The 14,170-nt window shown below is 61.3% G+C and carries 15 protein-coding genes; 4 read left to right on the top strand and 11 right to left on the bottom strand.

The features are described 5' to 3' along the window. The first annotated feature begins 116 nt into the window (after positions 1-116). Both ACSQ3J_RS07780 and ACSQ3J_RS07775 read left to right on the top strand, forming a co-directional pair. Entirely contained in the window at positions 117-434 is a 318-nt protein-coding gene (locus ACSQ3J_RS07780; protein WP_156393810.1) for a hypothetical protein, read from the top strand. Between the two features lie 104 nt (positions 435-538). Continuing rightward, positions 539-1,570 (top strand): hydroxyacid dehydrogenase, encoded by a 1,032-nt coding sequence (locus tag ACSQ3J_RS07775; protein WP_060501172.1) that lies wholly within the window; start codon positions 539-541, stop codon positions 1,568-1,570. Positions 1,571-1,603: 33 nt separating this feature from the next. Here the strand turns inward: ACSQ3J_RS07775 and ACSQ3J_RS07770 are convergent, their stop codons facing one another. From ACSQ3J_RS07770 to yghU, 5 genes are all read right to left on the bottom strand, one after another. Continuing rightward, complete coding sequence (locus ACSQ3J_RS07770) at positions 1,604-1,786, bottom strand: hypothetical protein (protein WP_156393809.1); 183 nt, start codon at positions 1,784-1,786, stop codon at positions 1,604-1,606. A 171-nt stretch (positions 1,787-1,957) separates the two neighbouring features. Continuing rightward, positions 1,958-2,146, bottom strand: a complete 189-nt coding sequence (locus ACSQ3J_RS07765) for a hypothetical protein (protein WP_060501168.1) — start codon at positions 2,144-2,146, stop codon at positions 1,958-1,960. Positions 2,147-2,441: 295 nt separating this feature from the next. Then, positions 2,442-2,855 (bottom strand): hypothetical protein, encoded by a 414-nt coding sequence (locus ACSQ3J_RS07760; protein WP_060501166.1) that lies wholly within the window; start codon positions 2,853-2,855, stop codon positions 2,442-2,444. A 4-nt stretch (positions 2,856-2,859) separates the two neighbouring features. Beyond that, positions 2,860-3,237, bottom strand: coding sequence for a hypothetical protein (locus ACSQ3J_RS07755; RefSeq protein WP_060501164.1), 378 nt, complete (start codon positions 3,235-3,237; stop codon positions 2,860-2,862). 12 nt (positions 3,238-3,249) lie between these two features. Beyond that, a complete protein-coding gene (gene yghU / locus ACSQ3J_RS07750; protein ID WP_060512000.1) occupies positions 3,250-4,155 on the bottom strand; it encodes a glutathione-dependent disulfide-bond oxidoreductase in 906 nt (301 codons plus the stop codon). Between the two features lie 357 nt (positions 4,156-4,512). Between yghU and ACSQ3J_RS07745 the strand changes: the two genes are divergently transcribed. Beyond that, positions 4,513-4,989 (top strand): hypothetical protein, encoded by a 477-nt coding sequence (locus ACSQ3J_RS07745; protein ID WP_436038929.1) that lies wholly within the window; start codon positions 4,513-4,515, stop codon positions 4,987-4,989. An 8-nt stretch (positions 4,990-4,997) separates the two neighbouring features. Here the strand turns inward: ACSQ3J_RS07745 and ACSQ3J_RS07740 are convergent, their stop codons facing one another. Both ACSQ3J_RS07740 and ACSQ3J_RS07735 read right to left on the bottom strand, forming a co-directional pair. Then, the gene (locus ACSQ3J_RS07740) at positions 4,998-6,530 is read right to left on the bottom strand and encodes an acyl-CoA carboxylase subunit beta (RefSeq protein WP_436038928.1); all 1,533 of its coding nucleotides are present in this window, start codon (positions 6,528-6,530) and stop codon (positions 4,998-5,000) included. Between the two features lie 126 nt (positions 6,531-6,656). Continuing rightward, positions 6,657-7,487 (bottom strand): phytanoyl-CoA dioxygenase family protein, encoded by an 831-nt coding sequence (locus tag ACSQ3J_RS07735; RefSeq protein WP_436038927.1) that lies wholly within the window; start codon positions 7,485-7,487, stop codon positions 6,657-6,659. A 106-nt stretch (positions 7,488-7,593) separates the two neighbouring features. Between ACSQ3J_RS07735 and ACSQ3J_RS07730 the strand changes: the two genes are divergently transcribed. Then, positions 7,594-8,649, top strand: coding sequence for a LacI family DNA-binding transcriptional regulator (locus ACSQ3J_RS07730; RefSeq protein WP_436038926.1), 1,056 nt, complete (start codon positions 7,594-7,596; stop codon positions 8,647-8,649). 43 nt (positions 8,650-8,692) lie between these two features. On the opposite strand, the gene ACSQ3J_RS07725 is transcribed toward ACSQ3J_RS07730, so the two are convergent. The 4 genes from ACSQ3J_RS07725 to ACSQ3J_RS07710 form a co-directional block, all read right to left on the bottom strand. Continuing rightward, positions 8,693-10,375, bottom strand: coding sequence for an ABC transporter ATP-binding protein (locus ACSQ3J_RS07725; RefSeq protein ID WP_436038925.1), 1,683 nt, complete (start codon positions 10,373-10,375; stop codon positions 8,693-8,695). Beyond that, the gene (locus tag ACSQ3J_RS07720; RefSeq protein WP_436038924.1) at positions 10,372-11,316 is read right to left on the bottom strand and encodes an acetamidase/formamidase family protein; all 945 of its coding nucleotides are present in this window, start codon (positions 11,314-11,316) and stop codon (positions 10,372-10,374) included. The genes ACSQ3J_RS07725 and ACSQ3J_RS07720 overlap by 4 nt, the downstream gene beginning before the upstream one ends. A gap of 280 nt (positions 11,317-11,596) precedes the next feature. Continuing rightward, a complete protein-coding gene (locus ACSQ3J_RS07715) occupies positions 11,597-13,219 on the bottom strand; it encodes an ABC transporter substrate-binding protein (protein WP_436038923.1) in 1,623 nt (540 codons plus the stop codon). A gap of 30 nt (positions 13,220-13,249) precedes the next feature. Then, the gene (locus ACSQ3J_RS07710) at positions 13,250-14,170 is read right to left on the bottom strand and encodes an ABC transporter permease (protein ID WP_060501148.1); all 921 of its coding nucleotides are present in this window, start codon (positions 14,168-14,170) and stop codon (positions 13,250-13,252) included.

The raw sequence follows: 14,170 nt of genomic DNA, 5'->3' as shown, positions 1-14,170 counted from the left end.
AGGTGCAGCACTTTGGTTCAGGTCGTTGGCTATAGCGTAACTTCTCTGGAAACGATACCGTCTCCTCACGCCCGCAGGAGACCTATGGCGCTCATCGGGCATCGGTTGGAATGGTGATGTTGACCCTGCAGACTGTTTTTCTCTCCGCCTCGCTGCTTCTGTCCGGCATCCCGGCTATCGCTGCGCCACTGTCCACAGCGCCGGTGCAGCTTGCTCAGGTCTATACCGATCTGCCCGGTGTGAAGACGCCGGAGGAGGCTTTCGATGCCAAGCGGATCTACTGTGAGCAGACCGTCATCAAGCGCGATGGCTACCCCACTTTCGCGCCACGCTACAGGACCGTCAACAATTGCCGCCAGGGCGACGGTCCGGTGTTCCAGTCTCCCGGCACGCCCCGCTCGATCGAACGCCAGCTGCGCGGCCTTGATTATTAGGCAGGCCTCCTGTCCAGCCGCCTTGCAAATTGACCGTTGATCAATACAACTTCGGCCAAGAGGAATGCCGGGCCTTTCCCATGCCTGGCGAGGGAGATGCTATCATGCCTGAAACGCAACGGCCCCTGGCCATCTGCGCGCCGGAACCGCGCACGCTTGATCTGATCTTTACGCCTGCAGCGCTGGAGCAGCTGAAAGCCAAGTACCGCATCATCGAAGCTGATCCCGAAGATATCGCCGGACTGGGTGACGATGTTCTCGGCGAAGCCCGCTATATTATCGGTCAGCCGCCGCTCAGCGCCGAAACGCTGGAGCGCATGCCAAATCTTCGTTGCATTCTCAATGTCGAGAGCAACCTGATCAACAACATGCCCTATGAGCTGCTGTTTGCCCGCGGCATCCATGTGGTGACGACGGGGCAGGTGTTTGCCGAGCCGGTCGCCGAGATGGGGCTTGCCATGGCGCTGAATATTGCCCGCGGCATTGTCGATGCCGACGTGGATTTCCGCGAAGGCCGTGAACTCTGGGGTGGCGAAGGCAATGCAAAGGCGCGGCTCTTGTCTGGCGCCGATGTCGGCATTATCGGCTTCGGCGATCTTGGCAAGGCGTTGAACCGCGTGCTCTCCGGGTTCCGCACCAATACCCGCGTCTACGATCCCTGGATGCCCGCCTCGATCCTCATCGACAACGGCGTCATGCCGTCGAGCCTTGAGGATGTGCTGACAAAGAGCGATTTCATTTTCGTCGTTGCGGCGGTCACCAGCGAGAACCAGCATTTCCTCGGCGCTAAGGCTTTTGCGAGCATGCGGCCGGGTGCTGCCTTCATCCTGCTGAGCCGCGCCAATGTTGTCGACTTCGACGCGCTGATGGCGGCGGTTGCAAGCGGCCATATCGTGGCGGCGAGCGATGTCTATCCCGACGAGCCTTTGCCGCTTGACCATCCCGTCCGCAGCCTCAAAGGCTTCCTGCGCTCCGCCCACCGGGCAGGCGCGCTCGACAGCGCCTTCAAGAAGATGGGCGACATGGTGCTGGAGGACATGGACCTGATGGATCGCAACCTGCCGCCGATGCGCTGCAAGCGGGCGGAGCGCGAGACGGTCTCGCGCATGCGCTCCAAGCCCGTCAGCGTCAACTGAACGTGGTGATTGCAGCCGGCAAGTCGCCCGGCGTTACGCGCCGTTGACCCGGCGCATCGCTTCGAGGATCGACCCCTTGGTTTCATGACCGGTCTTGTAGAGGCCAAGCATCACCGTGGCAGCATCGCGGCCATTGTCGCTGTCGAGCACCGTGTGGGTCTCCTCGCACCATTCTTCCAGCGCGCCGCAGACCACTTCGATATCAGTTTGATTCAAGGCCATGTCCGACAGAAACGACATCGCTTCACCCCCATCGCTCGAAACACACCTAGTTTGAAGCAACAGTCTAGAGCCGGCGCGGGCGCTGACAATTCCCAGATTTAGGGGGTGGAAACCCCGCAGTGAAGCCGGGTAATAATATGGTTTCCGAAGGGTTGCGTGTTGGGCTCAATCCGCCCGGGCGGCGGACGCTTCCACCAGAGAGGCGGCGATCGCCATGGCAAGCAGCTTGCCTTTGGCCCTCACCGTGCCGCTATCGAAATCGCGTGCCGAGAGGGCGAGGTCCATGCCCTCGCGCATCAGAATTTGTTGTGCCCTGTAAACTGCCCAGTTTTCGACGTCGTCGCGCTTCTGCATTGCGCCTGCCCCCCGGCTAAATCATTTAGCGTTGTCGTTCGGCTCTCAATTCGGCCTGGACGCAGGCACATGAGGCGAATCAGCTGAGCACGAAGACAGAATGCGTCATTTCCTTGAAATCGAAAGCAGAATTTTTCAGCGATGACTTATTGGGGGTAGGTGTTGCCCCACATTTCACAACCTCTCTTCCAAGAGGTCGAGAACAGCGCGCCATAAAAACATCAACTCTTCGAGCGTTGCGGCCGCATCAGCCGTTTCTTTATCCCGCGGCCCCACCTTCAACGGCTTTCTGACGCTAATCGCCTCGCGATTTCCCGTTGACGCGCGCCGCGCCCGCATCCTTTTTTTCTTCCTCGAAAGCCTGCGGGAAATTCTTGCGGGCGAGAGGCACGTTCAACTTCAGCAGTGCCTCATACGAGGCCGGGTCAAAACCGCGTTCCGCCGGCAGCAATTCCCTGCCGAACAGGCGGCACAGCCGTTCGCCATCGAGATTGCCACGCTGGAACGGCGCCGTGCCGAAATATTGAAAGAGGGCTTGGACGAATTCGATATCGGCAAGTCCAACCGTCTGATCCATGGTCCGGTGCCGCGGCCAGGCGCTCAGGGGCGTAACCTTGGAATTCGCCCGGCGCAGGGTGAACTGCCACTGGGTGCCGAGCATTCCGGCTGGAAAGCCGCGATGCTTGGGCATTTCAGGGGTCTTGGCCATTGCATCATACCTCGAACACGTCTTCGAAAGCTTCCGGGAAATTCTTGCGGCCGACACGCTCGTCGATCCGTAACAAGGCTTCGTAGGACGCCGCGTCGAACGGGTCTTCGGCGGGAACCACTTCGCGGCCGAACAAGAGGTTCAACCGTCCGGCGTCCAGATTGCCGCGCTCGAACGGTTCGGTGCCAAAATGGTGCCAGAGCGCGTGCAGGAAGGCGGCATCGACCTTCTGCTCGATCGAATTGGGGCGAGCGAGGCGCTGCAGCGCCTTGAGCGGAGTTACCCCCTTCTCGTTTGCCCGCCGGATGGTGAAGTGATGACCATGGCCCGGCATGCCGGAGGGAAAGCCCCTGTGTTTTGTCATCTCGGGCCGTTTAGCCATGCTAGTCTCTCCTTACGCCTTTACAATCTTGTCCTGCGTCTTCGTATCGAAGTCGGAGGCATCGTGGCGTTCATGCAATTGTTCGGATGGATCGCCGCTCGTGCGGTTGACCATGCGGCCGCGCTTGACCGCCGGGCGGGCCGCAATTTCGGCCGTCCAGCGCTGGACGTTCTTGTAGCTCTGCACATCGAGGAAGGTGCCGGCATCGCCATAGGCCTGGCCGAGTGCCAGATTACCGTACCACGGCCAGATGGCCATGTCGGCAATCGTGTACTCGGAGCCTGCCATGAATTGGTTGTCGGCCAGATGCCGGTCGAGCACGTCGAGCTGGCGCTTCACCTCCATGGCATAGCGATCGATCGCATACTGGATGTGCATCGGCGCATAGGCATAGAAATGGCCAAAACCGCCACCGAGGAACGGGGCGGAGCCCATCTGCCAGAACAGCCAGTTGAATGTCTCGGTGCGGGTGCGCAGATCAGTGGGCAGGAATGCGCCGAATTTTTCGGCGAGATAAACCATGATCGAGGCGGATTCGAAGGTGCGCACCGGAGCGCCGCCGTCCTTTGGCGCATGGTCCATCAATGCCGGGATCTTCGAATTCGGATTGACGCCGACGAAGCCAGAACCGAACTGGTCGCCATCGCCGATCTTGATCAGCCAGGCATCATATTCCGCACCCTTGTGCCCTGCCGCCAGCAGTTCCTCGAGCATGATCGTCACCTTGACGCCATTCGGCGTGCCGAGCGAATAGAGCTGCAGCGGATGTTTTCCGACCGGCAGCACCTTGTCATGCGTCGGCCCGGCGATCGGCCGGTTGATGCTGGCAAACGCGCCGCCATTGGCCTTGTCCCAGGTCCAGACTTTCGGGACTTCGTAGCCTGCTGGAAGATTGTTGGCGGGGGATTTTTCGGTCATGGGCGTGGTCCTTAGTAAGTGAGCGGCATGTGCGGAGAGAAGAGCACTTCAAACACGTGAGAAGTGCGAGCGCACTATGATTCCTCCGAGTTCAAGGGGCGCATAATTTGCATTCGCGATAGGCTATCATTGGTATGGCTTTTGCGATGGTCGCAGCTGCGGATCTATCGGAATAGGGGCCATGCCAATGACCATTCTCAGGGGCGTTACTTCCATTGAGCCCGGCTCCACTGTTGCACATGCCGCATCGGTATTCGTGTAGGCATGCGTATTTTTTAGGGTAATTTTCGTAAATCCAGTATTGCACGCAGTTATTGCCTTTAAACTCTGGGTTTTGTAACCCATGCCGGAGAAAGCATGAGAAGCACATACATTCCTGCTCAAAGCGACCTGTTCGTCAAAGCCTGTCAGAAGCGTACTCTACGAGCTTGGGAGCCGTTCTCTGAATGCATCAGCATGAACTTCACACTTCAAAATTCAGACATTGGCGATGAGTATCCGGAATGGCGAATGCATTGGGTGTATTTAGTTTCCTGTCTTCGAATTGTTGGTCATGTGCTGGATAAAGTGGACGCGAAAGTCTCGCAAAGGCATCACGAGGAAGTTCTCCGAAAATGGAATGGGTGGAAGGACAATCGCCGTGACAACTGGATATTTTGGGAGTTCATTGAGCTTGAGCGGAACAGTATACTCAAAACCTTCGAGTTCGGCGTATCGCTAGACGAAGAGGGGCTTTATTTCGAACGACTAGATGCTGACGGCATTCAATTGACCAGAGAGGCCACTTACTGGTGGCGCCAGCAACTTGAGGATCTCGAAGGAAAATTGCCATAATTAGTTTCTCACAACGGGATCGTATCGTGCTTGCGCCACAGCTGCTCTTTGCGTTTGCCCCTGAGTGAAGCAAACGCCCTTGCGATGCGGCGGCGCGACGAGTGGGGCATGATGACCTCGTCGATGAAGCCGCGTTCGGCGGCGACGAAGGGGTTGGCGAAGCGTTCCTCGTATTCCTTCGTCCGGGCGGCGATCTTGTCGGCGTCGCCAAGCTCGGAGCGGTAGAGGATTTCAGTGGCCCCTTTTGCGCCCATCACGGCGATTTCGGCGGTCGGCCAGGCATAGTTGATGTCGGCGCCGATATGTTTCGATGCCATCACGTCATAGGCGCCGCCATAGGCTTTTCGCGTGATCAAGGTCACCATCGGCACGGTTGCCTGGCTGTAGGCGAACAGAAGCTTGGCGCCATGCTTGATGACGCCGCCATATTCCTGCGCCACGCCGGGCAGGAAGCCGGGAACGTCGACCAGCGTCAGGATCGGGATCGAGAAGGCATCGCAGAAGCGGACGAAACGGGCTGCCTTGCGGGAACTGTCGATATCCAGGCAGCCGGCCAGCACCATCGGCTGGTTGGCGACGACGCCGACGCTCTCACCTTCCAGCCGGATGAAGCCGGTGATGATGTTCCTGGCAAAGGCCTCCTGCAGCTCGAAGAAATCGCCTTCATCGGCGATCGCATGAATGAGCTCCTTCATGTCGTAGGGTTTGGCCGAACTGTCGGGGATCAGCGTGTCCAGCCGGTTTTCGAGGCGGGCTGGATCGTCATGGAAGGGGCGGACCGGCGGCTTTTCGCGGTTGTTCAGCGGCAGGAAATCAAACAGCAGCCGGACCTGTTCCAGTGTTTCGATATCGTTTTCATAGGCCGCATCGGCGACCGAGGATTTCTTCGTGTGGGTGCCGGCGCCACCAAGTTCTTCAGCGGTGACGATCTCGTTGGTGACGGTTTTCACCACATCCCGGCCGGTGACGAACATGTAGGATGAGTCGCGCACCATGAAGATGAAGTCGGTCATGGCCGGCGAATAGACGGCACCACCGGCGCAGGGACCCATGATGACGGAAATCTGCGGGATGACGCCGGACGCTTCGGCATTGCGGCGGAACACTTCGGCATAACCGGCAAGCGAGGCGACGCCTTCCTGGATGCGGGCGCCGCCGGAATCGTTGAGGCCGATGACCGGCGCGCCGTTGCGCACCGCCATGTCCATGATCTTGCAAATCTTCTGGGCGTGGGTCTCGGACAACGAGCCGCCAAGCACGGTGAAATCCTGGGAAAAGACGTAAGTTTGGCGGCCGTTGATCGTGCCCCAGCCGGTGACGACGCCATCGCCCGCCACCTTCTGCTCGGCCATGCCGAAATCGACGGCGCGGTGGGTGACATACATGTCGTATTCTTCAAACGAGCCCTCGTCGAGCAGCACTTCGATGCGCTCGCGCGCCGTCAGCTTGCCCTTGGCATGCTGGGCATCGATGCGCTTCTGTCCGCCGCCAAGACGCGCCTCGGCGCGGCGCGCTTCCACGCTTTCGATGATAGTGCGCATGCTTCCTCCCGTCTTGCTCGTCTCCTGCTTAGCCGGAAACACGATCGAAGGAAATCTCCGATCGTGCAGGCGGGGCTTGCTTGGCCAAAAGGACGAGCCGGAGGCGGGGTGCGCTGAAGGTCTGCGTCAGGCGGGATCGGCACCCATTACCAGGCCTTCGATGTCATGCTTCTGGCTGATCGGCACCAGTTCGTCGACGACGCGGCAGACGAGGTGCTTTTTTGCCTTTTCCGGCAGTGCATCGAAATAATCCTGCGTCACCATCATGTCGTGCAGTTCGGCATGACCGGCACCGGGTGCATCGACCCCAAGCACCATGACCGGCCGGGCAATCGGCGACAGGTGTTCGGTGCCGCGGTGAACCGTCAGGGCCGAGCGGCAGGAAATGTCGCCGCGCTGCGGGAACTTGCGGGTGGCGCGGTCCTGAAAGCGGCCCCAGAGCGCCTTGTCGGGAAACATCTCGTGCTTCCAGCCGCGGCCGTCGTCATACTGCGTGCCGGGCGCTACCTCGAACGGCCCCATGTCGGGCGTGACATCCACCCCGGTCAGGTTGAAGGCGAGCGAGGTAATGCGGCGGTCCACATAGGTCTCTTCCGGCGAGGGAAAGTCGCGGTGCCATGGCTGGTATTTTGCGCCTTCGAACGGCACGTCCAGCCCGATCTCGACGATCTGGTAGTCCGGACCGAGCGCTGCCTCGCACATGGCGATGACCCAGGGATGCATGATCAGATCGACGAAACCGCCAAAGTCCTGCGGATGAATTTCCACGTACCAGCGCCGCGGACCGCGGCCGACTGCGCCGCCGGGCCGCTGAATGGCCGACCAGAATGCGCTCATCATGTCGTTGCGCATCGCATCGGCCCATTCAGGCGTAAAGGCGCCCTTCAATCCGGTGATGCCGTCCTCCTTGAGGGCGTTGAGATTGTCCTGCAGGTCAAATCGTGCCGGTGCGTTCATGATCGTTCTCCTCCGATGCTCAAGCCTAATGTAACTAATAATTATTAGTCAATATGCTTATGAGAATAAATAAGATAGGTTTCCCTCACAGCCGGGGAATGCAGTCTTGAAGAAAACCAAACATGAGAAGCCGCCGCGCCGCGTGACGATGACCGATGTTGCACGGCTGGCGGGATGCTCGCAGGCGACGGTGTCGTTCGTTCTCAACAATGCGACCGGCGTGACGATCTCGGCGGAGACACGCGGCAAGGTCATCGAGGCGGCCCGGACGCTGGGCTATGGCGCATCGTCGCTGATCCATCGGCCGGTGCTGGGCAATCTGGGGAGTGGCACCATCGGGTTCCTCTGCGATCAGCTGGCGACGACGCCGGAATCGGTCAATGCGATCGAAGGCGCGCGGCAGGCCTGCTGGGACGAGGGGGCGACCATTCTCGTGGCCCAGACGATGGGCAATCCGGAGCGCGAGGAAAAGGCAGTGGAGGCGATGCTGCGCAGTGGCATCGAAGGGCTGATCTACATGACGATCTTTACCCGGCAGGTGGCGCCGCCTTCTTTTCTCGAGAACCTTCAAATCCCTGTCGTGCTTTTGAATTGCTACGCGCCGGAAAGCCGTTTCCCCAGCGTTATTCCTGATGAAGCAGCCGGTGGCTTTGCTGCGACCGAGACGCTGATCCGGCTCGGCCATCGCCGCATTGCCACCATTGTCGGGGAACCGTTCATGCAAGCGGCGCAAGACCGGCTGAAGGGCTACAGGAAAGCGCTGGCCAAGGCCGGTATCGCCTATGATGCGGATCTGGTCGGCGAGGGCAACTGGTCGCCGACCTCGGGTTTCGAGGCGACGCAGCGGTTTCTCGCGCTAAAAGACCGGCCGACCGCCTTCTTCTGCCAGAACGACAAGATGGCATCCGGCTGCTACAATGCGCTGCGGGACGCAGGCCTCAGGATCCCGCAGGATGTTTCCGTCATCGGCTACGATGATGACGAACTCTGCCGCCATCTGCGGCCGCAGCTCTCCACTCTGATCCTGCCGCACCGGGCGATGGGCGCCTGGGCGATCTCCGAGCTTGGCAAGCGCCGGACATCAGGCAAGGACAGCTATCCGCTGACCAAGATGGATTGCAACCTGATCGAACGCGACTCGCTTGCCGTCATTTCGCAGTAACGCGAATTCATTACCCGGCTACAGAATAATCATTGACAGTCCGTCACGCGACCTGCCGCAATGCCGGATCGGGAATCGGCACGGCAGCCATGAGCGCGCGGGTATAGGCGTCAGCCGGGTTTTCGAACACCGACCGGCGCGATCCCATTTCGACGATGCGGCCTGCGCGCATGACCGCGACATTGTGCGACATGCGCTCGATCACCGCCATGTCGTGCGAGATCAGGAGATAGGCAAGCCCCATCGTTTCCTGCAGTTCCAGCATCAGGTCGAGCACGCGGGCACGCACGGAAACGTCGAGGGCGGCGACGCTCTCGTCGGCGACGATGAGTTTCGGGCCGAGCGTCAGCGCTCGGGCGATGCAGATGCGCTGGCGCTGGCCGCCGGAGAACTCATGCGGATAACGGCTGGCGGCATCCGGCTGCAGGCCGACCCGGCGTAAAAGCTCGGCGACGCGGTCGTCGCGTTCGCCCTTGTTGGCAAGTCCATGGATGATCAGCGGTTCGGCAATTGCGGCGCCAACCGCCATGCGTGGATCAAGCGAGGCATAGGGATCCTGAAAGATCATCTGGGCGCTGCGCCGCACCGGCCGCATCTGGCGCTGGCTGAGGTCGCCGATATTCTGGCCGTCGATGACGACATCACCGGTAAACGGGATCAGGCCGAGCACCGCCTTGCCGGTGGTGGATTTTCCCGAGCCGCTTTCGCCGACGAGGCCGAGCGTCTGGCCGGGCAGGATATCGAAGGAGACCGCGCTGACGGCGGATGCGGCCGGCTTCTTGCCTGAAAGCCAGCCGGTCGACTTGCCATAGGTCACGCCCAGCCCGCGCACGGTGAGCACCGGCGTGCGATCCAGCGCAGGCGTTGCCGCCGCTGCCGGACTGATACGCGGCGGCCCGTCTGTGCCGGCATGGGCGCCGAGCCGGGGGACGGCGGCAAGCAGGTCGCGGGTGTAGGGCTGCGTTGGTGCATTGAAGATCGGCAACGCGCCACCCTGTTCGATGATCCGGCCTTGCTGCATGATGACGACGCGGTCGGCCATCTGGGCGACGACGCCCATGTCGTGGGTGATGAGAATGATCGAGGCACCGAATTCGCGCTTCAGCTCATCCATCAGCTTGAGGATTTGCGCCTGGACCGTCACGTCGAGTGCCGTCGTCGGCTCATCCGCGATCAGCACCTTTGGACGGCAGGAGAGCGCCATGGCGATCATCACCCGCTGGCGCATGCCGCCTGATAGTTCGTGCGGATATTGCTTCAACCGCCTAGCCGGATCGGTCATGTGGACAGCATCGAGCATGCGCAGCGCCACCGCATCGGCGCTGCCGCCTTCCGCTCCCTGATGTTCGCGAATGGCCTCGGTCAATTGTGCCCCGATCGTCATCACCGGATTGAGCGAGGTCATCGGCTCCTGAAACACCATGGCGACATCGCCGCCGCGGACGCTGCGCATAGCGCTGTTGGACAGGCGCGACAGCTCCCGGCCTTGAAGCGCGATGCTGCCGGAGGCGATCTGCAACGATGCCTTGGGAAGAAGCCCCATGATGGCCAGCGACGTCACCGATTTGCCAGAACCGCTTTCGCCGGCGATGCAGAGCGTTTCCCCAAGCTTCAGATCGAAACTGACATCATCGAGAACCCGCCTGCGGCCTTCCGGCGTGCGGGCATCGACGCAGAGCTTGTCGATGGTGAGGACGGATGGGGAAACGGGGGCAGCAGATGTCACGCGAACACGATCCTCGGGAAATAGAAGGAGACGACCCAGTTCGGCATATCGACGATTTCGCTGATCCGGAGATCACCGCAGACCGAGCAGAGCATATAGGCATCGACGGGATTCATGCCATGCTCGGAACCGAGCAGGTCGATCATCCGCATCAGCGCTTCGCGGGCGCCGGTCATCAGGTCCGGGCCGATGCCGGTGGTAACCTCATAGCCCATGCCATCGAGATGGCGGGTGACCGGCTCGGTGGTGGTGAAGCGCGGGCTTTGCAGGCGTGCATCCTTGACCAGCTCGATCGTCGCCTCGACCTCCATCTGGCTTTCGATGGCGGTGCCGCAGACTTCGCCGTCGCCCTGGGCGGCGTGGGTATCACCGATCGAAAACAGCGCGCCGTCGACTTCGACCGGCAGATAGAGCGTCACGCCCGAGGTCAGGTCGCGGATATCGAGATTGCCGCCGACGCGGCGCGGCGGCACGACGGAATGAAGGCCGGGCTCGGCCGGGGCGACGCCGATCGTTCCGGCAAAGGGCTTCAGCGGCACCTTGCCACCGGGGCCGTAAAGCGAGGGCGCCATGCTGTGCGGATCGTAGGACCACATATGCAGGGCCGGCTCCTTGAACTGGTCCGCGAGCAGGCCGAAGCCCGGAATATTGGCGGTCCAGCCGACACCGGACGGAATGAAGCGGCGGATCGTTACCTTGAGCGCATCGCCGGGCTTGGCGCCTTCGACATAGACCGGGCCGGTGACAGGGTTGATCTTGTTGAAATCGAGCGCCGCCAGGGTTTCGAGCGTCGATCCGGCACCCAGCTGGCCGCCGGAGGAATCCAGGCATTCAAAATGGATGGTCTCACCCGGCTTGGCGACGACAGCCGGCTTGAAATCCTTGTTCCAGCCGAAATTGTGCTGGGCGCGGTGAATGGTATGGGTGCAGGCGACGCACATTGGTTGTTCTCCCTTAGAAGCGCGGCCCATCGGATCACTGACGTGCTCGCATATCGTTATTCTTGGCTGGCAGGAGCGGCGCGCTCCCTCTTCTGCCCATTGGGGAGAAGGTGGCCCAAAGGGCCGGATGAGGGGGCCAAGCACTCGTGATGTGCCGCGCCGCCCCCTCATCGCCTCGCCTTCGCTCGGCACTTCTCCCCGTTGGGGAGAAGAGGCTGCATCCTTGTGCGCCCCTGACGATTACGGCTCCGGGCAATTCACCGGAGCCGTAATCGCTGTCTTACTCGTCCTTCACGAAGATCGCGTCGTAGTTGATGACGCGGGTCGGGTCGACATAGATGTCGCCGTCACCGCCCATGCGGGGCGACTTGGCGACGACGCGGCGTTCGTTGGTGACTGGGACCCACGGCGCATCCGCCATGATATCGGTGAAGATCTTGCCCCATTCGGCCTGACGCTCGGCGGCCTTGGCCGGGTCCGACATCGAATCGGCGGCAATCGCGCGGGCATCGAGATCCTTGTTGCAATACCAGGACCAGTTCCAGCCGCCCTGAACCGCGCCGGAGCAACCGAGAATCGGGCCGTAGAAGTTGGACGGATCCGGGAAGTCGGCGATCCAGGCCATGCCGCCCGACCAGATCATCGGTGCTTCGCCCTCGGTGCCGCCAGCGGCGATCACGTTGGCCTGCGCCAGGGCGCGAACCTCGGCCTTGACGCCGATAGCGGCGAGGTCCTGCTGGATTGCCTGGGCGATGCGCGGCTGCGGATCGGTGTTGGTCGAGTAGAGCACGGTCTCAAAACCATCCGGGAAGCCAGCCTCGGCAAGCAGCGCCTTGGCCTTCTCGACGTCGAAGGCATAGCCGGTGAAGGTCTTGTCATAACCCGGCATCAGCGGCGGCAGCGGCTGGTTGGCGGCGGTGGCGCGGCCGTTGAGGATGCGGGTGATGCGCTCCTTGTTGATGGCCATGTTCAGGGCCTGGCGGACCTTCACATTGTCGAACGGCGCCACCTTGGTGTTCAGCGTGATATAGCCGGTGTGCAGCTGCGCACCATCGACGATGGTCTCGGCACCTTCCGGCGAGTTCTTGATTTCGAGGAACTTGGCTGGCGGAACGCCGTCGCCGGCGATATCGACCTCACCCTTCTGCAGGCGCAGAAGTGCGACCAGCGGCTCCTGGCCGACTTCGACGGTGAACTTGTCGATATGTGGCATGTCTTTCACGAAATAATCCGGGTTGCGCTCGAACACGAGGCGTTGGCCGACGGTCCATTCCTTCAAGACGAAGGTGCCCGAACCGACCGGCTTCTTGCCGAAATCGCCAGCTGCTGCTTCGACGGCTTCCTTCGGCACGACGGAGGCGAAGTTGATGGCGAGAACATGCAGGAAGGTGGCATCCGGGCGCGACAGCGTGAAGATCACGGTCGAATCATCCGGCGTTGCGATCCCTTCGAGCGTCGCCGACGTGCCGCCGCTCACGGCATCAAAGCCCTTGATGGCGCCGAAGAAGCCGGCGCCGGGGCCTTGCGTCTTCGGATCGATCGCACGCTCGATCGAATATTTGACGTCGGAGGCCACCAGTTCGCGGCCGTTGGTGAATTTCACGCCCTTGCGCAGCTTGAATGTATAGGTGAGCCCGTCGGGCGAAACGGTAAAGCTCTCGGCGAGCGACGGGATCAGGTCCGGCGTGCCGGGCGTATAATCCATCAGGCGCGAATAGAGGCTCTTGATCATCGACCAGTTGACCCAGTCATAACCGACGGCCGGATCGAGCGTGGCGATATCGTCCTTGTAGGTGATGACGACATCGCCACCCTGCTTGATGGCATCCTGCGCGAAGGCAGGCAGCGGCGTGAAGGCAAGCGCCATTGCGATTGTCGAGTGTCTAAGCCAGCGTTTGAACATTTTTGAGTTCCCCTTTTTGGTTGCTGATGGTTAGCGCGCACGAATGCGCGGATCGATGAGTGGCGCGATCAGGTCGGCGACGAGATTGCCGATGACGATGGCAAGCGCCGAAACCAGCGTCACGCCCATGATGATCGGGATATCGACCTGCTGGATCGCCTGCCAGGCGAGCTGGCCGATGCCCGGCCAGCCGTAGACGGCCTCGACCACGACCACGCCGCTCATGAACTGGCCGATATCGATGCCGATCATCGCGATCACAGGGAGAAGCGCATTGGGCAGCGCATGGCGAAAGACGATCCGGACGGACGACAGCCCCTTGGCGCGGGCGGTGCGAACGTAATCCTGATTAAGCACGTCGATCATGGCCGAGCGCACCATGCGGGCGTACCAGCCGGCGCCGAGAATGCCGAGCGTGGTGGCGGGCAACACGACATGGGCAAACGTGCCGAAGCCGCTCATCGGGAACCAGGCGAGCGTGACCGCAAAGACATAGAGAAGCAGAAGGGCGGCGACGAATTGCGGTGCCGACACGCCGACGAAGGAGGCCATCATCACCAGCCGATCGACCGGGCCGCCGCGGCGGACCGCAGCGATCACGCCGAGAATGAGCCCAAGCGCAACTTCGACGAAGATACCCGCCGCCATCAGGATCAGGGTGGCCGGAAGCCGGGCCGCGATCAGCGCGCCGACATCGGTCTTCTGTGCATAGGAACGCCCGAGATTGCCCTCGGTGAGGGCCACCAGATAATTCCAGAATTGCGCAAGCAACGGCTGATCGAGGCCGAGTTCGTGGCGGATGTTGGCAACCGTCTGCGCCGTGGCACTGCGGCCGGCGATCATCCGGGCAGGATCGGCAGGCAGGGCGTAGAGCAGCAGGAAGGTGATGGCCGCGACACCGAACAGGATCAGTGCCGTCTGGACGAGCCGTCGCAGGATCAGGAAAATCAT

This window comes from Rhizobium sp. LjRoot98 (assembly GCF_964252935.1).
GTDB lineage: Bacteria > Pseudomonadota > Alphaproteobacteria > Rhizobiales > Rhizobiaceae > Pararhizobium.
The sequence above is the reverse complement of the archived record's forward strand: the minus strand, read 5'-3'. Positions and strand labels throughout refer to the sequence as shown.